19 protein-coding genes are annotated in these 24499 nt (G+C 38.9%); 5 read left to right on the forward strand and 14 right to left on the reverse strand.

Annotated features, from left to right (window positions below):
- Positions 1-53: 53 nt before the first annotated feature.
- The 11 genes from K322_RS0102650 to K322_RS0102700 all read right to left on the reverse strand — a co-directional run bounded on the left by K322_RS0102650 (position 54) and on the right by K322_RS0102700 (position 12779).
- Positions 54-788: a cell division protein FtsQ/DivIB gene (locus K322_RS0102650; protein WP_026625478.1), complete on the reverse strand. Its 735-nt coding sequence runs from the start codon at positions 786-788 to the stop codon at positions 54-56.
- 21 nt (positions 789-809) lie between these two features.
- Entirely contained in the window at positions 810-2186 is a 1377-nt protein-coding gene (murC, locus tag K322_RS0102655; RefSeq protein WP_026625479.1) for a UDP-N-acetylmuramate--L-alanine ligase, read from the reverse strand.
- A 13-nt stretch (positions 2187-2199) separates the two neighbouring features.
- Positions 2200-3300 carry an undecaprenyldiphospho-muramoylpentapeptide beta-N-acetylglucosaminyltransferase gene (murG, locus tag K322_RS0102660; protein WP_026625480.1) on the reverse strand — a complete coding sequence of 367 codons (1101 nt, stop codon included), beginning with the start codon at positions 3298-3300 and terminating at the stop codon, positions 2200-2202.
- A 29-nt stretch (positions 3301-3329) separates the two neighbouring features.
- Positions 3330-4532, reverse strand: a complete 1203-nt coding sequence (locus tag K322_RS0102665) for an FtsW/RodA/SpoVE family cell cycle protein (protein WP_026625481.1) — start codon at positions 4530-4532, stop codon at positions 3330-3332.
- Positions 4533-4604: 72 nt separating this feature from the next.
- Complete coding sequence (gene murD, locus K322_RS0102670) at positions 4605-5939, reverse strand: UDP-N-acetylmuramoyl-L-alanine--D-glutamate ligase (protein WP_026625482.1); 1335 nt, start codon at positions 5937-5939, stop codon at positions 4605-4607.
- A 10-nt stretch (positions 5940-5949) separates the two neighbouring features.
- The gene (gene mraY, locus K322_RS0102675; protein WP_026625483.1) at positions 5950-7212 is read right to left on the reverse strand and encodes a phospho-N-acetylmuramoyl-pentapeptide-transferase; all 1263 of its coding nucleotides are present in this window, start codon (positions 7210-7212) and stop codon (positions 5950-5952) included.
- A 24-nt stretch (positions 7213-7236) separates the two neighbouring features.
- Positions 7237-8694: a UDP-N-acetylmuramoyl-L-alanyl-D-glutamate--2,6-diaminopimelate ligase gene (locus K322_RS0102680; protein WP_026625484.1), complete on the reverse strand. Its 1458-nt coding sequence runs from the start codon at positions 8692-8694 to the stop codon at positions 7237-7239.
- Positions 8695-8721: 27 nt separating this feature from the next.
- Positions 8722-10929 carry a penicillin-binding protein gene (locus tag K322_RS0102685; protein WP_026625485.1) on the reverse strand — a complete coding sequence of 736 codons (2208 nt, stop codon included), beginning with the start codon at positions 10927-10929 and terminating at the stop codon, positions 8722-8724.
- A 91-nt stretch (positions 10930-11020) separates the two neighbouring features.
- On the reverse strand, positions 11021-11359 hold the full coding sequence (locus K322_RS0102690; RefSeq protein ID WP_246037511.1) for an FtsL-like putative cell division protein: 339 nt from the start codon (positions 11357-11359) through the stop codon (positions 11021-11023).
- A 33-nt stretch (positions 11360-11392) separates the two neighbouring features.
- Positions 11393-12328, reverse strand: coding sequence for a 16S rRNA (cytosine(1402)-N(4))-methyltransferase RsmH (rsmH, locus tag K322_RS0102695; RefSeq protein ID WP_051290598.1), 936 nt, complete (start codon positions 12326-12328; stop codon positions 11393-11395).
- Complete coding sequence (locus tag K322_RS0102700) at positions 12321-12779, reverse strand: division/cell wall cluster transcriptional repressor MraZ (RefSeq protein ID WP_026625488.1); 459 nt, start codon at positions 12777-12779, stop codon at positions 12321-12323. The genes rsmH and K322_RS0102700 overlap by 8 nt, the downstream gene beginning before the upstream one ends.
- Positions 12780-13112: 333 nt before the next feature.
- Between K322_RS0102700 and K322_RS0102705 the strand changes: the two genes are divergently transcribed.
- The 4 genes from K322_RS0102705 to K322_RS0102720 all read left to right on the forward strand — a co-directional run bounded on the left by K322_RS0102705 (position 13113) and on the right by K322_RS0102720 (position 17540).
- Positions 13113-13946: a 1-acyl-sn-glycerol-3-phosphate acyltransferase gene (locus K322_RS0102705; protein ID WP_035331149.1), complete on the forward strand. Its 834-nt coding sequence runs from the start codon at positions 13113-13115 to the stop codon at positions 13944-13946.
- A 160-nt stretch (positions 13947-14106) separates the two neighbouring features.
- Entirely contained in the window at positions 14107-15180 is a 1074-nt protein-coding gene (locus tag K322_RS18380) for a GNAT family N-acetyltransferase (protein ID WP_084158490.1), read from the forward strand.
- A 297-nt stretch (positions 15181-15477) separates the two neighbouring features.
- Positions 15478-16701, forward strand: a complete 1224-nt coding sequence (locus tag K322_RS0102715) for a 3-phosphoshikimate 1-carboxyvinyltransferase (protein WP_026625490.1) — start codon at positions 15478-15480, stop codon at positions 16699-16701.
- Between the two features lie 11 nt (positions 16702-16712).
- Positions 16713-17540 carry a metal ABC transporter permease gene (locus K322_RS0102720; protein ID WP_026625491.1) on the forward strand — a complete coding sequence of 276 codons (828 nt, stop codon included), beginning with the start codon at positions 16713-16715 and terminating at the stop codon, positions 17538-17540.
- Positions 17541-17622: 82 nt separating this feature from the next.
- Here K322_RS0102720 and K322_RS0102725 read toward each other — a convergent pair whose 3' ends face one another.
- From K322_RS0102725 to K322_RS0102735, 3 genes are all read right to left on the reverse strand, one after another.
- Positions 17623-19512, reverse strand: coding sequence for a carbohydrate-binding domain-containing protein (locus K322_RS0102725; RefSeq protein WP_084158496.1), 1890 nt, complete (start codon positions 19510-19512; stop codon positions 17623-17625).
- Between the two features lie 167 nt (positions 19513-19679).
- Positions 19680-21803 (reverse strand): S46 family peptidase, encoded by a 2124-nt coding sequence (locus K322_RS0102730; RefSeq protein ID WP_026625493.1) that lies wholly within the window; start codon positions 21801-21803, stop codon positions 19680-19682.
- A 51-nt stretch (positions 21804-21854) separates the two neighbouring features.
- Positions 21855-23345 carry an oligosaccharide flippase family protein gene (locus tag K322_RS0102735; protein WP_026625494.1) on the reverse strand — a complete coding sequence of 497 codons (1491 nt, stop codon included), beginning with the start codon at positions 23343-23345 and terminating at the stop codon, positions 21855-21857.
- A 269-nt stretch (positions 23346-23614) separates the two neighbouring features.
- Here K322_RS0102735 and K322_RS0102740 point away from each other — a divergent pair, with 269 nt between their 5' ends.
- Entirely contained in the window at positions 23615-24196 is a 582-nt protein-coding gene (locus tag K322_RS0102740) for a terminase small subunit-like protein (protein ID WP_026625495.1), read from the forward strand.
- The last annotated feature ends 303 nt before the right edge of the window (positions 24197-24499 follow it).

Raw genomic sequence — 24499 nt, forward strand, 5'->3', positions numbered from 1 at the left:
GCCTTTTTATTACTTTAGTATTGCTAATGTTACAAATCAGCAAATACTCTAATTCAACGTTTTGTTCCTATAACTTGTTTGTCGTACTTCAAATTTAATTTCGAATACCTGTTCCATCCCGTATTGGGTAAAGCTTCCGTATAGAAAGTTTTCAACCTGGCCAATTTATCCTCGTAGTTATCCAGGCTGCCCAATAAGACCTCATGATCTCCGATACGGGTTATCAGCGAGACATCGGTCTTAGATCTTACGACAATTTGTTCAATCTGAGCATTCCAAAATGCGTTATCATACAAATATAATGCAAATTTATATAAATCTGTTGCAGCAAAGTCTTCTTTTATATTTCCGGTAGCCAAAGGCAAATAAGCTGTATTACGGTTAGATAGAGGCATTGCCTCTCCTTGCTTGTCAATATAATAACTATTGCCATTGTCGGGTATAATACGCAATACCGGAATCCGTTCCTGTATAACGGCTCTTATCCCACCATCACTGGTTATGAATACATTGGCTGAGCGTATCAGTTTATTTTCTAAAATTTCCTGCTGAATTGCGTATGTATCAACCTCTTTCAGCTGCTTTCCATATGGATTCAATCCTTTGGTATTTATATCTTTTTCGATGTCAGATGCTTCGATAAACTTATCATCACTTTTATTATCAACCACAACTTCGAAATGACTGCATACTTTCTCCTGCGGTTGCTTCTCGAAAAAGAAGGCCGCAAAGATCAGGTATCCGCCCAATAGACATAAACCTGTTATGATTAAAATTTTCTTTACCATTCGAAATTGAAGGTCTCAGACCTATTTATTTAATCGTTCTTCCAATAGTTCTTTTATCGGCTGCAAAAGTTGGTCAATATCTCCCGCTCCGACAGTCAACAGAACTTCTATATCTTTTTTATTCCTTATAATATCCAATAGTTCGCTCTTTTTACACAGCGTTTTTTTACAGGTAACTTTATCAAAAATTATTTGAGAAGTCACTCCCTCGATAGGTTTTTCCCTTGCTGGATAAATATCAAGAAGAATCAATTCGTCCAAAAGCGATAAACTACGGGCAAACTGATCCGCAAAATCGCGGGTACGGCTATATAAGTGAGGCTGGAAAACACCTAATACTTTCTTATCCGGATAAAGTTCTTTTACAGATGAAATACTAGCCGATAATTCATCCGGATGATGTGCATAATCATCTATCATCACCAATGAGTCGGTTTTCAGCATAAAATCGAAACGTCGTTTTGCTCCTTGGAAAGTACGCATACCATTTCTCAATTCATCGTCTGTAGCTCCGTTCAACCAAGCCAAAGCCATAGAACCGATTCCATTTTCGATATTAATACGAACAGGAACACCTAACTCTATATTCTTCACAACCGAATCGGGTGTCACAAAATCGAAACGTATTGTACCACTTCCCACTTTTATATTTTCAGCCCTGAAGTCTCCCTTATCCTGAGAATAAGTATATAATCTGACTCCGGATTGCAACTGAGGTTTCAGCTTTATATTGTGCTTCACCACGAGAGCTCCACCGGGTTGAATAAGCGATGTAAACTTCTCGAAACTTTTCAGATATTCATCTTCTGTTCCGTATATATCCAAATGGTCGGGATCAACCGAAGTTATCAAAGCCATATAAGGATGCAGCCAATGAAACGAACGGTCATATTCGTCTGCCTCTACTACTGTAAATTCGCTTTTGTCGGACAACATCAGGTTACTGTCATAGTTTTTCAGTATCCCTCCCAAGAAAGCGTTGCAATCAAGATGAGAACCTTTCAATATATGAGCCAGCATGCTGGATGTTGTTGTTTTACCATGAGTACCTGCACAACATAAGGCCTTGCTGGACTGAGTTATCAATCCTAAAACCTGAGCCCGTTTATGTATATCAAATCCATGTTCTCTGAAATAATTCAGTTCAGGACTATCATCAGGCATGGCAGGAGTATATACTATCAGGGTCGTTTCTTTATCAGTATATAGGACAGGTATATTTGCTACATCATCGGCATAATGAATATCCGCTCCTTCTTTCACCAAAGCTTTGGTCAGCAAAGTTTCGGCACGGTCATAACCTCCGACTGATTTACCCTTCGACATAAAATAACGAGCAAGATTACTCATCCCGATACCCCCTATTCCTAAAAAATATACTGATCTGATATTATCCATTGTCTTTCGCTTCTTAAGCCTTTGAGTTTATTATCTTTTCGATTTCGTCTACTATACGGTTTGCCGAATCGGGCAATGCCATCTTTTTGATATTGTCCGACAGCTGCCGCAAAGTATCGCCATCATTTACTATTTTTACCGCCATGGGTATCAATTCATTTTGAGCATCCGCATCTTTTATCATCACAGCAGCATGATGATCTACCAATGCTTGTGCATTTTTTGTCTGATGATCTTCTGCAACGTTGGGCGAAGGCACTAATATGACAGGCTTGCCCAGTATACTCAATTCAGAGATTGATCCGGCTCCTGCTCTGGATACAACCAGATCCGCAACCTTATATGCTAAATCCATCCGATTGATAAAATCATACAGATGAATATTTTCAGATTTTTCTTTACTCTGTAGAGACATCGTCAATTCATGCAGATACCGTTCTCCGGCCTGCCATACAACCTGTACTCCCGATTCAGCCAACAGCGGCAGATTATGGAGGATACTCTGGTTTAACGTCTTCGCACCAAGGCTTCCTCCTATCACCAAAATTGTTTTTTTCATCGGATCGAGGTTAAAAAACTTCAAGGCCTCTTCTTGCAATACATTCGTTTCCAGATCCTGACGGCAGGGATTACCTGTAAGTACGATTTTTTCTTTCGGAAAGAACCGTTCCATACCTTCATAAGCAACACAAATACGGGCAGCTTTTTCGGCAAGTAATTTATTAGTTACACCAGCATACGAATTTTGCTCCTGCACCAATGTAGGTACACCCAAACGGGACGCCATTTTCAACAATGGCCCGCTGGCATACCCTCCTACTCCGATAGCAATATCGGGTTTGAAAGTTTTAACTACTTTCCGAGCTTTTAACAAACTTGTAGCCAATTTCTTCAAAACAACAATATTCTTCAATAAAGCTGATCTATTGAAACCGGCAACAGGCAGACCTACAATTTCATAACCGGCAGCAGGTACACGCGTCATTTCCATACGATCTTCTGCTCCAACAAACAATATTTTAGCATCCGGATAACGCAGTTTAATTGCGTTAGCTATCGATATCGCCGGAAATATATGTCCTCCCGTACCTCCTCCACTTATTATTACTCTCATAAATCTTTATAATATTAAGGTCTCAGACCTTATTCGTAATCAACATTTGCAATACTCTCATCTACGTCTTCATGCTCGTCTTCTTTAGCATTCGAACATGCCAGAATAATACCGAAGTACACACACGTTATGATCGTAGATGTTCCTCCTCTACTTATAAGCGGCAGTGGCTGCCCCGTTACCGGAATAAGATTTACCGCCACAGCCATATTCGCCAATGCCTGTATAGTTATAAGCAAAGCTGCCCCGAGCAGTAAATAACGGGGAAATAACTTTTCGCACTTCGAAGCTAAAATTCCAGCCCGAATCATCAATGCAACATATAGTAAAAGAGTAAACAGACCTCCAAGAAGCCCCATTTCCTCCAGAATTATAGCAAAAATAAAATCGGAATAAGCCTGCGGTAGAAAATCCCTTTCGGTTCCACTTCCCGGCAGTCCTATAATTTTGCCATTAGCAATAGCTATTTTGGCATGTGATACCTGATAATTTTCATCTGTAATCTTATACTCTCCTCCATTTTCAGCACCTTCTTCCTCTGCCGAAGAGTGCCTGTCGATACGTGCCTGCCATGTTGCAAAACGATCAGGCAGATAGGCTTTAGCGGTAGAAGCGGGAATCAGAGTCAACATACCTACCAATAATGTAATAGAAACGATACCAACCAGAGCTATCAATCCCAACTTTTTAAGATCGACTTGTCCGATAAACATCATCAGGTAGCAGACAAACAGCAGCAAACAAGCTGTAGATAAGTTCTCGGTAATAATGAGTGCACATGTAATACCGATACCTACAAGTAAAAATTTAAATACCTGCGACTGATTGTTATCCTTTAATTTACTCAAAAAGAATGCAACATATCCCATCAAAGCAAGTTTGGCTATCTCCGAAGGCTGTATAGTAAACACACCGCCTACACCAAGCCACCGCTGCGCCCCGTTTACATCCGAACCGAGAAACATGGTCATAATGAGCAACACCCATGACAAAGGCACAAGCAGTATCATTCCCGAAAAATACCTTGTAGGCACTCTTTGCAGGAATACTACAGCACCGAAACCGATCATCAAAAAGACTGCATGACGGAAAATCGGCCCCCAGTGATTGTGCTGGCGATAAACAATCGTACTCGAAGCACTAAATACCTCGAGAAGTGATATAATACATAGTGCAATAAATATACACCAGATTGTTTTATCACCTTTAAATATACGTTCAAAGATGTTCATTCAATATGTAAATTAGTAAACTGGATAATGTCCCCTTTTATCGGCTCATTATCTAATTTTCAAATTGATTTTTTAAAGCTTACGTACCCAATATTTAAACTGGTCTCCGCGGTCTTCATAACTCTTAAACAAGTCAAAACTTGCACAACATGGCGACAAAAGGACCGCATCTCCGGCATCAGCAAGCTGATATGCTTTTGTTACAGCTTCTTCCATTGAGCCGGCATCTTCAATTCTATCGACTTTACCATCGAAGAACTTGTGCAGTTTTGAATTATCCACACCTAAGAAAACTAAAGCATGCACTTTAGATTTTACAAGCTCTTCAATCTCAGTATAGTCATTTCCTTTGTCTTTTCCTCCCAGAATAAGCACCACTTTAGATTTCATACTCTTCAGTGCATACCAGCAGGAATTAACATTAGTGGCTTTCGAGTCGTTAATAAAGTGAATGCCTTTCACATCAGCGACCTTCTCCAAACGGTGTTCCACACCTTTGAAATCGCTTAACGACTGACGTAACTTATCATCTGTAATATCCAACAGTTTGGCTGTGATACCGGAAGCTAAAGAATTATACAGATTGTGAGTACCTGTTAATGCTAATAAATCTTGTTCCATCTCAAATACAGATTTTGGTGTATGTATAAATATTTTTTTATCATCGGAATATGCAGAAACTCCTTCTTTTTCGGATTCTGCAAATGTATATATTGTAGCCTGAGGATGTAGCTTTTCTACTTCGACAGTCACAATCGGATCTTCCGCCCAGTATATAAAAGCATCCGCCTTAGTTTGATTACGGATAATCCGCATCTTGGCGTCAACGTAATTTTGCATTTTATGATCATATCTATCCAAATGATCAGGAGTAATATTCAGAAGAATAGCAATATCCGCCTTGAAATCATACATATCATCCAACTGAAAACTGCTCAATTCCAAGACATAGTAATCGAAATTATTCTCTGCAACCTGACGGGCAAAACTCCGTCCGATATTACCGCCTAATCCAACATTCAGTCCGGCTGATTGTAAAATATGATATATAAGACTGGTAGTCGTGGTTTTACCGTTACTACCGGTTATACTAATCTTTTTAGCAGAGGTATAACGTCCTGCAAATTCAATTTCCGAAATTACCGGAATATTTTTTGAACGGGCAGCAACAATCAATGGAGCATCTTCCGGGATACCTGGACTTTTGATAATCTCGTCTGCTGAAAGAATAAGGCTTTCCGTATGTCCTTTTTCTTCGAAGCTGATATTCTTTCCCGATAGTTCTTCTTTATATTTTTCCTGTAAAGATCCATTATCCGAAAGAAATACATCAAAACCCTTAGCCTGTGCAAGAATCGCTGATCCTGCACCACTTTCGCCTCCACCAAGTATTACTATCCTTTTCATATATTCGAAATTATCTCATCTTCAATGTTATCAGTGTTATGGCAGCCAATATGATACCTATAATCCAGAAACGTACTACTATTTTAGATTCAGGAACAGGATTAAACGGCTTTTGTATCAACGCCTGTATTCCAGAATTTCCTGCTTTCTGAAAATGATGATGCAACGGAGTCATTTTGAAAATACGGCGACCTTCACCATATTTCTTCTTTGTAAATTTGAAATAGAACACCTGCATCATCACCGAGATACTTTCAACAAAGAAAACTCCGCAAAGAATCGGCAACAAAAGTTCTTTATGAATAATCACGGCAAACACACCGATTATACCTCCTAAAGTCAAACTACCTGTATCTCCCATAAACACCTGTGCAGGAAACGCATTATACCAAAGAAACCCGACAGTAGCCCCGATAAATGCAGCTGCGAAGACTACCAGTTCTTCACTTCCCGGAATAAACATGATATTCAGGTAAGAAGCAAACTCAACGTGCCCTGACACATACGCCAGAATACCGAGCGTAACCCCTATCACGGCTGAACTTCCAGCCGCTAAACCGTCTAGTCCGTCTGTTAAATTAGCACCATTGGATACAGCTGTAACAATGAATATTACAACCAAAACAAATAAAAACCAAGCTGCAGCACTTGAATATTCCCCCATAAAGGAAACAAGCGACTCATAATCCAGATTATTATTCTTGAAGAAAGGAATAGTGGTCTGTGTAGACTTTACTCCCTCGACAGTATAAGTAACCCGTTCTATTATGTCTTCGGTATTCCGTACTTCGGTATTCTCTTTTACTATTACAGATGGGCTCAGATATAAAGTCAATCCGACAATAAGTCCTAGACCAATCTGAGCTATTATTTTGAACTTACCATGCAATCCTTCTTTATCTTTTTTGAAGACTTTTATATAATCATCCAGAAATCCTAAAGACCCTAACCACACTGTAGTTATCAACATCAATATTATATATACGTTCTCCAGACGTGCCAACAGTAAAACGGGAACTATTATCGCTATGATAATTATAATACCTCCCATAGTTGGAGTTCCTTTTTTACTTAACTGACCTTCGAGTCCCAGATTACGCACAATCTCGCCGATCTGCAATACCTGAAGTTTATCAATAATCCTTCGACCTATAACAGTAGATATAATCAAGGATAACAATATAGTCATAGCTGCCCTAAATGATACGTATTTAAACATACCGGCACCAGGGAAGTCTAAGGTATCCAAATAATTAAAAAGATAATATAGCATTATATAATATATATTTAACTTGTTCTACAAACCTAAAATTGCTTTTACAACCTCCCTATCATCAAAGTGGTGTTTCACACCTTTTACATCCTGATAGTCTTCGTGTCCTTTACCAGCTATGAGAATAACATCTCCGCTTTTAGCTAAAGTACAAGCTGTCTTTATAGCTTGTTCCCTCTCAACAATACACAATGTTTTTTTCATCTGAACAGGATCAAGACCTGCAACCATATCATCTATGATAGATTGAGGTTCCTCAAATCGGGGATTATCCGACGTTAGAATAACCTGATCACTCAATCTTACCGATTCCTGAGCCATAATCGGACGTTTGGTTTTATCCCTGTTTCCTCCGCAGCCCACGACACTTATAACCCGTCCTCCTCCGTCAAGAACATCATGAATGGCGTTCAAAACATTAGTCAGAGCATCCGGAGTATGCGCATAATCTACGATTGCAGTAAAACCGTCTTTAGATCTTATCGTTTCGAAACGGCCGGCAACAGATTTCAGAGTACTTAATATAACCAACACCTTTTCGATATCCTGCCCTAACAAGACACTTGCTCCATAAACCGCCAGTAAATTATAGACATTGAATACTCCTACAAATTGGACTTCCAATTCACGTCCATTAATTTCAATAGCTGTTCCATCGAAATGCTTTTCGAGAATGCGGGCCTTAAAATCTCCTAATGATTTTACTGAATAAGTATGCTTTTCGGCTTTTGTATTCTGAAGCATTACCAATCCGTTTTTATCATCCACATTGGTAAGAGCGAATGCTGATTCGGGCAGATTATCAAAGAATAACTTCTTAGCTTTCAGATATTCCTGCATTGTCTTATGATAATCAAGATGATCCTGTGTCAGATTGGTAAAAATACCACCTCTGAACAATAATCCGCTTATTCTTTTCTGGTGTATAGCATGTGAACTCACTTCCATAAAAGCGTATTCGCATCCGTCATCAACCATTTTTGCCAAAAATTCATTTAATGATATAGGATCAGGCGTCGTATGAGTAGCCGGATATTCATCATCGTTTACATAATTGCATACAGTAGACAGAAGACCTGCTCCATATCCCAATTGACGAAACATTTTATATAATAAAGTTGCTGTTGTTGTTTTTCCGTTTGTTCCGGTAACACCAACCAACTGCAATTTCTGGGATGGGTTTCCGAACCATGCCGAAGCCAACTTACCTATTGCATCGGCACTGTCTTTTACTTTTACATAGGTAACACCCAATACCGTATCTGCTATATCTCTATCGTATATTATAACTTTAGCTCCCGATTCGATAGCCTTACTTATGAATTCATGACCATCGACCTGAACGCCTTGAGCTGCAATAAAAGCAAAGCCTTCCGAGACTTTACGCGAGTCCGAAGCAATTCCTTTTACATCAACATCTTTATCGCCATGTGTATCAATTATATCAACCTGAATATTTGACACTAACTCTTGCAACTTCATAGTTTTCTTATTTTATCTTGTAATTTTTTATTTCAATTCTAATGAGATCGAAGAACCTCTGACAATACGACTGCCCGAAGGCATCGATTGAGAAACTACTTTACCGTAGCCCTGAATCCGTACCCGCAGCCCCATTCTTTCCAATACGAAAAGAGCATCGCGGGCACCCATTCCCTTAACATCGGGAACGAGACCATTTTCTATCACATTCTTTCTCAGATCTATCTTATTGATAGAAGGAGTTGCAACAACCCATTCCGCATCATCCTGAGATGGTGTATAAGGTAAATTAAGACTGCTAAGCACTAGCTCCAGATCCTTCTTGGAACCACTTTTCACATAAGGAGTCATCAATAATGCAGTATCGGGCTTACAAGCCGAAGGAGCCATGTACACTTTCCGTGCATATACCTGTTCTGCTATCTGTTTAAAAACCCCTCCGGGCATCAATCCTCCGGATGGAACACCTTTAGGTCTTCTTATTCCGACAAAACAAGTGTACATCGGTTTTTCAGCCGGAAAATATCCACAGAAAGACACGTAATAACCACTTCCGTAGCGTCCCTCCGATGCAATCATTGCAGTACCTGTCTTTCCGGCAATCTGGAAAGATTTGGATCCGACAAACTTACCTGTTCCTTCATTTACAACACCAACCAGCATTTGTTGTATCTCTTCCAATGTTTTGGGCGAACAAAGCGATGGGTTAATGATATCTGTAGTAAATTCTTTCTCTACTTTTCCATCATGCATGAAAGCCTTTGTTATAAATGGCTTTATCATTTTACCTCCGTTAGCTATACCATTATAAAACATCAATATATATATAGGAGGTATTTGAGTTTCGTATCCGAATGACATCCAGGGCAAAGTGGTTCTTGACCAGTAATGCGATTTATCATTGGGATGGCGTATAATTGCCGTACCTTCTTTTCCTTGCAAAGGTACATCCCAATCTATTTTTTTTGTTATTCCGGTATCATAAATTCGCTGAACATATTTTTCCGGATTATTCTCATAACCTTTCAGTATAACTTTAGATACAACGATATTAGATGATATATGTATCCCTTGCGCCACGGTAAGGTCTCCTCTATCCGCTCCATGTCTCCAATAGTGATCTCTTACAGTACGGCCGCCATATTGAAAAAGTCCTGTTCCTACATGAAATTTCTCATCAGGAGTTACAACTCCATCTTCGAGAGCAATCATCACGGAAAGAGTTTTAAATGTCGATCCCGGCTCACTCATGTAAGAAAAAGCATTGGGATTTCCTTCGGCATAACTGCCATCAGGCATCCTGTCGAGATTCGAGATTGCTTTGATCTCTCCTGTTGCAACCTCCATAATGATAGCTGTTCCGGATTCAGCTCCGGTCTCTTCTAATTTCGAATATAAAGCCTTTTCAGTTATGTCCTGAATATCTACATCTAATGTAGTTTTTACATCCCAACCATCTTCAGCAGGAACTTCTACAACATCGAGCCAGCGTCCTTGTATTTTCTGACGGCTTTTCACTCCGGGCTTTCCCCTTAATATCGAATCATACTTTAATTCGACACCACTTGATCCCCCTTTATCTATATCTTTATATATAGAACCCACTGTACGTCCGGCTAAACGTCCAAATGGTTTTGCCCGCATCGAACGTTCTTCGACAATCATACCTGTGCGGTTCGATCTCTGATTAAGAAACGGATATGTACGTAATTCTTTCAGCTCCACATAATTTACATCACGTTTTATAAGACGGATATATCGGCTTTTCGGTCTGAATTTCTTCTTCGAGCCACTCTCTTTAATTTGTTCTATTTGATTTAACTCCCTACGGCTTAAATCCCAGCCGTTCAGTATGAGATTTTTATATTGAGTCGCATTCTTATCAGGATACTTACGCGCTAAAGCTACGGATAAGTCTCCGACATACTTCATCAAAGTATCCTTACGTATACCTTCTGCCATAAAGTCGATATAAACACCGTAAAGAGGCTCGCTTGTAGCCAAAAGCCTGCCATCATCGGCATATATATTCCCTCTGTTGGGCTTTATCTCCCTATCTTTTTTTACTGTTTCTTTAATCCCCAAAGCACGCCATTGGTCACCTTCGACAAACATGATACGCACTATATACACCAGTATGGCAACAAAGATGGCCAGAAACAGGAAAACGATAAACCCATAGCGGTTTATGATCGTTTGCTTCTTGCCTTTTATACTATTTTCATTTTTTGCCATATATCCTTTCTTTATCGCCTTGACAATTCAGATGAAATTCAAAGCCGAATCTAAAACACACAGTATTGAACTTTCGCTGTCCTCATTCAACTCACTCTTTCTCCTTGACTTTATAAGCAGGTTCGGTAGGCGACCGAAGCTCTAACCCATTATCATCCACAAGAGACTGAACTCTTGTCTGCCTACTTACGCTGGTCAACTCAGAAGATATCGTCAATGATTCGTATTTAACGTCTTTCATTTCGATCTTCAACGACTCTATCTCGGCTTTTTTCGCAATACAGCTATACCTATTACTTATATATAGAATAATGATCACAAAGACAACAAGCATAAAGCGTGTATTCTTCAGGAAGAAATCCTCGGTAAGGATTGTTCCGCTTAATACATGCATTGTACTTTTTCGTATATCTTTTAATTTCAATGACATAATCAACAATTACGAGTTACGAGATGTGAGTCCTTATTTCTTTTCAGCAATTCTTAACTTAGCACTTCTTGATCTGGGATTCAGAGACTGTTCGTCATCCGAAGGAATGATTACTTTATTATTAACAAGGATAAATGGAGTATTCACATTTCCGAAAAAATCTTTATCCACATTCCCCTCAAAATTTCCTGTCTTAAAAAAATTCTTCACCAAGCGATCTTCTAATGAATGGTAGGTTATAACAGACAATCTACCTCCGGAAACAAGAAGATCTTTTGCCTGTTCGAGCATCTCTTTTAGGGCATCCATTTCCTGATTAACCTCTATCCTCAGAGCCTGAAATGCCTGAGCCAGTATTTTTTTCTCTTTTCCACCTTTAGTATAAGGTGTAAGAATATCGAGCAGATCTTTAATTTTCCTGAATGGCTTTTCTTTTCGTCTTGCCACTATTTTAAATGCAATCTGACGAGACTGCTTCAACTCTCCATACAAATAGAAAACATTCGCCAGATCCCCCTCCTCATACTCATTCAAGACCTGAGCCGCAGAAACACCCGCCTGCCGATTCATTCTCATATCAAGATCTCCGTCTTCAAAACGAAAAGAAAACCCTCTCTGGTCATCATCGAAATGATGTGAAGACACACCCAAATCAGCTAAAACCGAATTAACAGATTCGACATGATGGTATTTAAGGAAATTTTTCAGATACCTGAAATTACTTCTTATGAAAGTAAGACGAGAGTCTCCTGTTATATTATGGATAGCATCTTCATCCTGATCAAATACATAAAGACGCCCATCTTCCCCTAAACGGGATAAGATCTCACGGGAATGCCCTCCGCCTCCGAATGTAACATCAACACAGACATCTCCAGAATGAATATCCATTCCGTCGACACTCGGCATTAACAATACCGGAACGTGATAACCGTCTGCAACAATTAATTTATCTTTATTTTCAGCCATTCGGATTCTCTTTATTCATTATTTCCTGAATCTGCATACCAAAATCAGACGGATCGATAAAAGTTTCAGCTAAGCGGTCTTTTCGCCAAATCTCGATTGTGTTATCAACTCCCAAGAATTGAATTTCAGCCTCAATCCCCACCATCTGCAAATAACGCTTAGGAATCAATATACGCCCACTGGCATCGACATCAAGACGTTCTGCATCGACTACAAACTGGCGGAACAACTGCTGATGAGATTTATCCCAGCGATTGAGACGGCTACGCAAATGCTGAACTTCCGCATCCCAAACATCCACAGGATACAATACCAAACAATCCTGAAAGAGGTCTTTGCGAAGAACAAACGCAGACTGAGCCACACCTTGCAACACTTTTCGAAAGGCCGCAGGCACGAAAACCCTCATTTTCGCATCTATCTTTGCATCTATACTCCCCAGAAATTGCATATCACAATTAAGCTTTTACTCCTTATTTTTACATATAGAGCGTAAAGTTATAAAATTATCCACTTTGCCCCACTTTAAAACACCAAGTTTTTAAAAAAAGTTTTCAACAGTGCAACTTTTCTAATATTCAACACATTAAGGGCTTACAACATTTCAATCAGATTTACTAAAAAAATGAAATCAGATTCAATAAATCCCGAACACTTAGTCTTCATTCTTATAAAAAAGTTATCTTTACGCTTTCAGGAAAATTAAAGGCGTCAGGCCTCTTTTATCGGAAATAAGGCAATCCGAATTAGGCTATAAAACAGATCATTGAATTTTAATCAGAAGATGGAAGACCTTGAAGAGAAAGCTGCTTTAAACACTTTGGATCTTGACAAGATATTTAAAAGCAAAGCTCCGAAGCTATACGCTAAAACACCTTCATTTATCCTCAGGTATTTAAAGAAGAAAGTACATATTGATGAGTTAAACGAAATCTTAACGATCTACAAAGACAGGTACGGAGTAGATTTTATGGATGCTGTTGTCGGATATTTCGACCTCAAGCTGAAAATCAACGGACTCGAAAATATTGATAAAAACGGAAGATACATCTTCGTATCGAATCATCCGCTTGGCGGATTAGACGGAATCTGCCTATCGGCGATTGTTGGAAAGAAATTTGATAAAAGAATCAAGTATCTTGTCAATGATCTCCTTTACTACATAAAAAACCTTCAACCGATATTTGTCCCCGTGAATAAATACGGAAAACAGGCAAAGGATAAAGCCAAGGCAATAAATGACGCATATTTATCTGATGATCAAATCATCACCTTTCCGGCAGGAATATGTTCACGCAAAACCGGAGGTAAAATCATAGACCTTCAATGGCAAAAATCGTTCATACATAAAGCCATTGAAACTAAACGGGACGTTATTCCCGTACATTTCAATGCCCATAATTCGAATTTCTTTTATAGATTTGCAAATTGCAGAAAAGCTTTAGGTATTAAATTCAATATTGAAATGCTGTTTCTTCCTGACGAGATGTTTAAGAATAAGCATCAGACGTTTACCATCACTTTCGGAGAGCCTATCAAATGGGAAACCTTTGATAAATCGAAAACTCCGCAGCAATGGGCTGACGAAGTCAAAAATATTACTTATAAGTTAGATTAGAGCTGTACAAACGGCTAAATCGATCGGCAAATATGAATAACCGAAACATTTTCTTTTAAGTAATGAATTGTAGTAATTATCGATTTTTGAATAACAACAAGCTTTGGCTGTTTCATTTACCAAAGTAATAAATAGGTTTGAGACCTTACTTAGTATAAAGATGGAAAATATTATTGCTGAAGTAGACAAAGCTCTAATCAAAGCCGAATTGACGAAAGACAAGTTCTTACGTAAAACAAATAAGGCTAACAACGAAATATATATCATCACGCACCACAACTCCCCAAACACCATGAAGGAGATAGGGCGTCTACGCGAAATCGCATTCAGATACTATGGCGGAGGTACAGGAAAAAGCACCGACATAGATGAATACGACACGATGGACAATCCATACAAACAATTGATAGTATGGAATCCCGAAGCCGAAGAGATACTTGGCGGTTATCGTTTTATATGCGGCCCCGATATACAGTTCGACTCCAACGGAGAACCCATACTTGCAACGTCTCACCTGTTTCATTTTTCTGAAAAGTTCAACAAAGAATACCTTCCGTATACTATTGAGTTGGGCAGATCTTTTGTATCCCTCGAATACCAAAGCACCAGAGCAGGCTCGAAAGGAATATTTGCCCTTGATAATTTATGGGATGGTTTAGGCGCACTATCCGTTGCCGATCCGACCATGAAGTATTTTTTCGGAAAAGTAACAATGTACGATACATACAATTCTCAGGCAAGGGATATGATCTTGTATTTCATGAACAAGCATTTCCCCGATCCCGAACACCTCATATATCCCAAACAAAGCCTCAATATAGAAACCGACAAGAGAATCTTAAAGCGGCTTTTTACTGAAGACGATCTAAAAAGTGATTACAAAATATTAAATACATCGGTCAGAAAATTGGGAATCAATATTCCTCCGTTGGTAAACGCTTACATGGGATTATCTCCCCGTATGAAAGTATTCGGAACAGCAATCAATGATACATTCGGAAATGTGGAAGAGACCGGAATACTTATCGACAAAGACGAAATTCTGGAGGAAAAACGCAAAAGACACATAGAGTCGTATCTGCTGGATAAACCTTCGAAACGATTTTTAAAAAGACTCAGACAAATGATTAACTGGAGCTGGAGTTCTTATAACTGGGGATCTTATAAAACCGGTAAATCCGGCAAACAAGGTAAAGCAACAGGTCGTTTCACCAGAAAACGCCGTCCTGAATAATTGAGAATTAGATTCTGATCATTTTAAACTTCGTATAACGATTAGTCTTATAAACAAGCTTTTCGTATATTTGTAAGGTCTCAGACCTTTTTGTGATCAATAACAATTGAGAATAGAGATTATTTTCAACTGTCAACTCACAGTTTACAATCTGCTAAGTTTAAGAGCCTATTTATATTTTAGCGGAAATTTTCATTAAGGCTCTTCAAGCTAATTCTTAGCTGCTTTTTCTACTATAAAAAAGCTTAGCTATAAAATTTAAACAGACTCTAAAAAATACTTACTATTATTACAATAATGAAATACGAAATAAGAGGTACAAATACAATCAACGGAGAAATACAATTGGCAGCATCTAAAAGTATAAGCAACCGTGCCCTTATCTTAAAAGCATTAAGCAACAGTCCCTATCCTATCGAAAATCTTTCGGATTGTGATGATACACGGGTTATGGTCGATGCTTTTTCGTCCGATACAAATGCCATTGATATCGGTGCAGCCGGAACCTCCATGAGATTTTTGACCGCATATTTGTCTCATATACCCGGAGAATGGACTATCACCGGAACCGAAAGAATGCAAAAACGTCCGATAAATGTTCTGGTGGAAGCTCTGAATGCAATCGGTGCACATATCGAATATCTGCAGACAAAAGGTTATCCGCCACTTAAAATACGAGGTAAAGCACTAAACGGAGGAGAAGTTTATCTTTCGGGAGGGATCAGTTCACAGTTTATCTCCGCCCTTTTGATGATTGCTCCGACAATGGAAAAAGGGCTGACCATACATCTCGAAGGAGACGTAATTTCCATACCGTACATCAAACTCACATTAAAAATGATGGCTGAATTCGGTGTCAAAGCCGATTGGTCGGAAAACGTGATCAAAATATATCCGAACGAATACAAACCCGTAAAGTACATTGTCGAGTCTGATTGGTCGGCTGCATCGTATTGGTACGAAATAGTAGCTCTGGCAGATCATGCAGAGATAGAACTGAGAGGTTTATTTAAAGACAGCGGACAGGGCGATTCTAAAGTTGCCGATCTGTTTGTAGACCTCGGTGTCAATACCGAATATACAGAAAATGGTGTCATATTAACCAAGACAGACCGCTTTGCAAAAAAAATGTTCCACAACTTCGTGAATGAACCCGATCTGGCTCAAACATTTGTTGTAACATGCTGCCTTAAAAACATACCTTTTCTATTTACAGGTTTGCAAACTCTAAAGATTAAAGAGACAGACAGAATAGAAGCACTTAAAGCCGAAATGAAAAAATTAGGCTATCTTCTCACAGACAGCAAAGACAGCATTCTGGAATGGAATGGAGAAAGATGCGATGCGGAAAGTGATCCGGTCATTGCGACTTACGAAGATCACCGCATGGCTATGGCTTTCGCTCCGGCTGCAATCAAGCTTACACATTTGAAGATCAACGAACCACAGGTTGTTTCCAAATCATATCCTAATTATTGGAATGATCTGAATAAAGTTGGCTTTGATATCAAAGAAATTTGAGTTTTTCACTAATGAATTTTTTAGAATTATTTCAATACGATTTTTTCAGCAATGCTCTTCTTGGGAGTATTTTTGCGAGCATCGTATGTGGTATTATAGGCACTTATATTGTTGTCAAACGGCTGGTTTTTATCAGTGGAGGTATAACCCATGCTTCTCTGGGCGGACTAGGTATCGGTTTTTATGCAGGCATTAATCCGTTTGTATCGGCACTTATCTTCTCTGTGTTTTCCGCTTTTGGCATCCAATGGTTTTCATCACGGCAAGGGGTTAGAGAAGATTCTGCAATCGGTGCGTTTTGGTCGTTCGGTATGGCTATCGGTATTATCTGTATTTATCTGAAAGCCGGATTTGCACCTAATCTTTCCGATTATCTTTTCGGCAATATACTGACCATAACCCGTACAGATATATACTTATTTATTGCACTATCTATAGTATTAAGTCTTGTATTCTTCTTTTTCCGGAAAGAAATACTATACACATCATTCGATCCTGATTTTGCCAGAACCAGACACCTTCCGATAAAATTGATAGAGTATTCTATGATGTTTTTCATAGCTGTTTCTATCGTGCTGATTATCCGGCTTGTCGGAGTCGTATTACTGATGTCTTTGCTTACAATTCCACAGATGACAGCTAATTTATATACAGCCAACTATTCGAAAATAATATTCCTGTCTATATTATTCGGATTAATCGGATGTATATCGGGACTGATATTGTCAGCATATATCAATGTGCCATCAGGTGCATTTATTATCTTTACCCTGATTGCCATATATTTTATATGCCGCATTCAATGCAAAATAATGAAGGTAGAGCCGACTAAGGCATAGATCAAAATTAGATATAAAGAAAAGGACGCCAAATATGATATTCGGCGTCCTTTTCTTTATATCTTTTCCATACTCTACAGCATCAGCGTCCTCCGCCTCCGCCGGAAGAAACACTACCAACGGTTGTTACTACTGAAGATGTAGTAAATGTTTTAGTCGAAGTTCCCTTTGTATATGTCGTTCCGCTATATAATCCGTGAAAATCAGTACCTCCGGAAGTACTTCCTCCAGTATAGATGGTATATGAAGTATTTGATTTTATTGCCGGAGTACTAAACAACATTGTCATTTGGCTGCTGTACGCGCGTGGCACTTTCACGGTCATGATAGAAGTACCATCAGCTGCTTCGATATGAATCAGCTGATTAGCTGTTCCTGTAGCCCCATATATCACAGAATATTGAGTGCTCACACTTGATGTTGGCGTACTGGTTGCACCTCCGAATCCGACAAGAGTTCCTCCTGTAATCTTGAATGTATTATTGTCACAATCAAACCCTTCTTCGGGGGCAGTTGTTCCTGATGAAATAATAGTACCCCCCGTAATGGTCAAAGTTCCATTCGAATCAATACCATCATTAGTCTGGCTATAGCAATATACATTGCCACCGTTTATCGCTATGTGGTTGGATGCATTTATACAATCATCGTAAGCTTCGATCTCTATTGTTCCGCCGTTGATAGTTAGAGTAGCCTTACTTTCAAGTCCCTCAGCTTCAGTCTTGGATGTTTTTATGGTGATTGTTCCGCCGTTCACAGTAAGGTTACCATCGCTTTTTATCGCTTTGGCGGCAGTATCATCATTCTGATATTTAAACTGATCTCCGGTAGTAGTAACAGAAATGATTCCATCATCAACAGTCAATGTTCCGTCAATATTAATACCCTTACCTCCACTTCCCGAGCTGGTAATAGTTACACTCCCTCCCTGCATCAAGAAGTTACCATCTGCTTTGATTGCTGCAGAAGATGAAATATCGGCATCATCCGTATCATAATAGGCATCTCCTGTAGAAGTGAAGTTAAGAGTTCCTGCTGTAATGGTTATATCGCCTTTACTTTTCAAACCCTTTGAAGCCTTGCCGCTTATTGTTAGATCTAATGTTCCGCCATTTACTATTATATAAGGAGTAATAGAGGTATCCGTATCCGAATAAGACGTTTTTACGGCATCTCCGTCTGCACTGTTAATACTGATAGTCCCCCCGTTAATCTCAATGTATCCTTCTTCACATTCTATGCCATCGCCCGTAGAAACAAGATTGATAATACCTCCATCGATACGGACATAATCATTGGCATGAATTGCATCTTTAGCAGCCCCTGCAACTTTTACAGTCCCACCTTTTATACGTATATAGTCGTCACTGACAATACCATGCTTATAACGTCCTTGCACCTGCAGGCTTCCTGCTCCATCGAATATAAGCTGCCCTTCACTAAAGAAAGTCCCTTTCATATCTTCATCGCCGCTGGCAGTATATGTAGTACCATCGATCAAACGGTTAGAGGTTCCCCCGACCATAGTAACCGAAACTTTCTTTCCGGATTGGATATTGACAGCAGGACCATCGGCACTAATTATATCAACACCATTGAGTCCTATTCCAAACTTATAATCGCTATATATCTTCACCGATCCTGAGGATGTTGATCCCGATAACACGTAATTGACCTCCGTACTCTGATTGGTGGATGTTATCACTACATTTGCACCGTCCGCAACAACAGTAACCCCATCCGAGGAAAAAGGATTTGTAACAGTAGCTGTAGTTCCCGAGAAATCAATAGTTACAGCATTTACAAAAGTGGTGTCCTTGGTATTTGTAACAAAGTCCTCATCGATATTATTTTCCGTGCCTCCGCTATCAGGAGTATCCCCATCGTCAATAGTATCATCGTCACTGCTGCATGATAATGCAAAGACGGCCATTAACGAAATAATAAACAATCCAAATTTTTCTAACTTCATATCCATTTATACTTTTTGATTTAAGGGAACTAAGATTATAATCTTTTGTCCTACATGCAAAAAAAATCGATAAACAGGCAGATATAGACGATGAATTTGATGAATCTGAATAAAAAAAGGCTTCACCCGTGTAGGGTAAAGCCTTCATATATCTATATCAGATATTCTTATTTTTGGATATTCAGCTCATTTATCAGACGATGACAACCCATTATCTTATCGATTGTATATAATACATAACGGATATCGACACTTATTGTACGCTGAAGTTTAGGTTCGAAAATAATATCACCGCTCAAGGCTTCCCAGTTACCGTCGAAAGCCAGACCTATAAGTTCTGCTTTTCCGTTAAATACAGGACTGCCCGAGTTTCCTCCGGTAATGTCATTGTTTGACAAGAACCCTACATGCATCGTTCCATCTTCATCGGCATATCCACCCCATTGAGCAGCTTTCAGATTATCAAGAATATACTGTTGAACCGCAAATTCAGGATCATCTTTATTTTCTTTTTCCAATACACCTTTTGATGTTGAGTAGTAATCATAAGATACTGCATCTGCAGGGTTATATCCTCCTACCGATCCATAGCTTAAGCGTTGAGTGAAATTCGCATCTGGAGAAAAGGTCTTTTCGGGTTGCATTTCCATCAAAGCTGCCATAAACTTACGGGCATTTTTATCGATAATCGGATCGTAAGAAGAAAGATCTTCACGAATCTTCAAACGGCATTCGGCAACCGATGCCGCAAGCACCATAGCCGGATCTTTTTCGAGTTCTTTTATCGGTTTATCAGCTAATAATGTAGCTAAAGTATTAATGTCGGTAAGCTTGGTATTTTTAAATACCCAGTCGGTATATTTATCGTAGTCTCCTTTGAATTTATTGTTAATTGTTCCATAAATATCAGGTAGATAACCTGCAGGAACTTTCTCTGCATAGAAACGAAGCAAAGCGGGCATAACCTGTTTATCCAAAGCAGGTACATAATCTTTGTACAGATCAGCCATTTTAGACCTTACAGCGGCAGCTGCCAATTCTTTATCACTCAAGTCTGTTTGTCTGATTATATTTGCAAAACGAACAAGCTCAATGCCATTATTAAATGTTTCGGCAAAATATGTCGCTATCCTTGCGGGTTCCATTGTGCTGGTGTATGCATTATCCAAGTTTGATAGAACATCTCCGTATTGTTCTTTTGCAGAAGGTGTCTTTTCTATCCAATCAGCCAAACGAGACTCCAGTGCCTGTTTATCTTCCAAAACATGAAGACGTCTCAATGCCTGATTCATACCCATTGAGTTTTTCCAATAGTTTGAACTGCGGCTGAATTTCACTGAATATTTAATACGTACAGCATCATCGGCATTCATTGCTTTACGCCAGATATCCTGTTTGATTGTACGAACTTCTATACGGGGGATATTTTCGGATGTCATCATCTGAGAGATTCCCCATGACGGCAAATAACGTTCTGTACTGCCCGGATAACCGATAGTCATCGCATAATCTTTGTCTTTATATCCTTTTATAGAAACCGGTACTGAATATTTAGGTTTATAAGGAACATTATCGCTGCTGTAATTAGCTGCCTGATTATCTTTATTGGCATACACTCGGAACACAGAGAAATCTCCTGTATGACGAGGCCATTGCCAGTTATCGGCATCACCTCCGAATTTTCCGATTGATGAAGGCGGTGCAAACACCATACGAACATCTCGGAATACTTCATAAACTACCAGATAATATTTGTTTCCGGTATAGAAAGGAATGATACGGGCATTTAAAAACTCGTTGCCTTTATATTGATCCAAAATTTTAACAGATAGAGAATCTATGATTGTATTTCTTTCGTGTTCGGTCATGTTGTCTGTAACACCTGCTGTAACAGCTGAGGTTACATCTTCTGTTTTTTGCAGAAACGAAACGGTAAGCCCTTCGGTGTATAACTCTTCGGCATTCGAATGACTAACAAAACCATCTTTCAGATAATCATGTTCTACTGAACTATGCTTCTGAATAGCATCGTATCCGCAATGGTGATTTGTAAATATCAACCCTTCCTGAGATACAGCAACTCCGGTACAACCTCCGCCGAAGATAACAACGGCATCTTTCAATGATGCGTTTTTCTCACTGTATACACTATCGATAGGGAAAGTGAAACCCAATTCCTGCATACGGGCAGCACTTTGACGATTTAATTCTTTCAGAAGCCACATACCCTCATCGGCATGGATAGCAGACAAAGTCAGCAAGGCTCCGAACAATAAAAAGATTCTCTTCATCTTCACTACTTTAAATTAAAGGTCACAGACCTGTTTATTTATTTGATATAACTATTTAATTTTCTTATTTATAAACGGAATTTGAGACAAAGGCAGATCTTTCTTTATCAATACCGCTGCAAATACAGCCAATAATATAACTCTGTACGATAACCTCAACACCTCATTTTCTATTGGGACATACATTCCTAATACATACAAAACCGCAACCAATGCGAAATAAAAGAAGATAGTCTTCAGATCGTATTTAATCGGATAATACTTCTGCCCGTAGAAATAAGAGATAGACATTATTATCAGATTACAGATAAATGTAGCCCATGCACTGGCTATAAAACCAAATACGGGTACAAATATAACATTTATAAGTACTGTTATAAAACATCCTAATACAGAAAATGTTGCTCCATAGTGAGTTTTATCTATCAACTTATACCAAACAGACAAATTGAAATATATTCCGAAAAATATTTCACCCAACATAGCCACAGGTACAATAGATATGCCGACCATATAATTTTTGCTGACAATATACTTCAGTATATCCATAAAAAACATAACACCCAGAAATACAAAGAGCGCAAATATCACAAAATACTTCATTGCTTCGGCATACGGGCGTGTATCATTATCAGAATTATTCTTTGCGAATACGAAAGGCTCGTAAGCATACCGGAAAGCCTGAGTAAACATAGTTATTACTACCGTGATTTTCAAGCATGCATTATATATTCCCAATTGGCTGTAAGCCTCTTCAATATTATCGAATATGTGAGGATATACAAGCTGTGCCACGGTCTGATTAATAACCCCTGCTATACCCAAAATAAGCAATGGGAATGAATACTTATATATACGCTTGAGAAGCTGTCCGTCGAACCGGTATTTAAATCCGGTCATATCGGGAATCAGCATACAGAACACAACGATATTAGCCAATAAATTAGCTATAAATATATACCCGATTCCATACGATGGATTATAAAACCAATCGATCAGATGGGGAGCCGATTTATAAATAAACGGGCAAGCAACAAGAAAGAACAGGTTGAAAAATATATTGGCAAAAATGAATATAATCTTCAATGATGCAAAACGTATAGGTCTTTTTTTATATCGCAGGTAAGCAAAAGGTACAACCATAAAGGCATCCATTGCCACGGCAACAGCCATGATAAGTATATGCTCGGCATGATCGGTATACCTCATCCATTCGGCTATAGGAGTCAGAAAAACAGAACAGAGTATAATAAACAGGACAGATGTTACACCGAGCGACGTTAGCACCGAAGAATAGACCCGATCAGGATCTTCGTCTTTCTTGTTCATAAAGCGAAAGAAGCCGGTTTCCATTCCATAAGTCAGCAAAATCATAAAGAGGGCTACAAACCCATAAATATAACTGACCTTGCCATACTCTACCGTATTCGTAAAAATATATACATGTAAAGGTGTCAGACACCAATTCAAGAAACGACCCAAAATACTGCTCAATCCATAGATAGCCGTATCTTTTGCTAAACTTTTGATTCCTCCTGCCATAGACATAAATATTGCGGTTGCAAAGGTAATATAAAACTAGGGCAAACGCATCAAATTCTGAGCAATGTAAATCAACAGCTAAAATTCGCCCTTTTTATTTTATGTCATTTACTAATTCTGTTTGTCGGGTTAACTCTTGCTACACCTACAAAGACATATGAAGGTCTTTCAACTAAAATTAAAGAATGTTTTTCAAATACTGATTCACATAAATAAAAGACCTGCCTGCTTTCTGAAATTTTATCTATACTTAAACATACTTTACAATTATGGCAAAATACACAGAAGAACTAGGAAAGAAAATAGCAGACGCAATAGAACAGGATGAATATACATTAGGTGAAATCTGCGCGATGTACAGCATCAGCCGTAAAACATTCTATCAGTGGGTACGAAAGTATTCCGATTTTAAGGAAATGATAGATGATGCCCGTGCAGGTCGTGACGAACGATTAGCGCAAAAAGCCCGAAAAATCCTCAAACAAAGATTAGAGCATGGTTATACCGTAACTACCACACGTTATAAATATGCCGTAGACGAGTACGGTGAAATATATCTGACCGGAAAAACGGTAACCATGAAAGAATACTCCGCAGACGAAAAGACCTTGAAAATGGCGATGGCTAAAGAAGGAGAAATAGAAGAGAAAGTAGAAAATATTCGTGTACCGTGGGAAATCATAGTTCAGAATCAAGAGGCAGCCGATCAACTCCAATTCTTACAAGACAGTGGCAGCGGTAATTACACGGAAGAAGAAATGAAAGAAAGGCAAAAAGCACTCAAAGTCAAGTCTGATTCCACGGAGGCGGAGACAGCCTTTGATGCTTACGATCCCACACTCGATAGGTGATAAAAAAAGGTTACTCCATAAAATCGTTGAAAAGATGGAACCTTTGTTACCTTTTTGGAAATTATTTAGGGGTAAAAAATCTTCCACCCGAAAAAAATCCGGCGTATAAATTTACGTCCCTACGGGCAGGCTTAGTTTCGAGAGTAAAAAGTGCCATCTGAAAAATGAACGTAAAGGCTGTAACTTTTGTAACCTTTTCATCACGTTATCAGGATATAAAGCACAGCTATTGCCCCGACAACTGATGTGTAGACAATAATAAAAACCAGGCAATTAACACCGATTAATCATTTAATAATCTAA

The organism is Indolivaga capnocytophagoides DSM 22835 (assembly GCF_000426485.1).
GTDB classification, from domain to species: domain Bacteria; phylum Bacteroidota; class Bacteroidia; order Bacteroidales; family Dysgonomonadaceae; genus Dysgonomonas_A; species Dysgonomonas_A capnocytophagoides.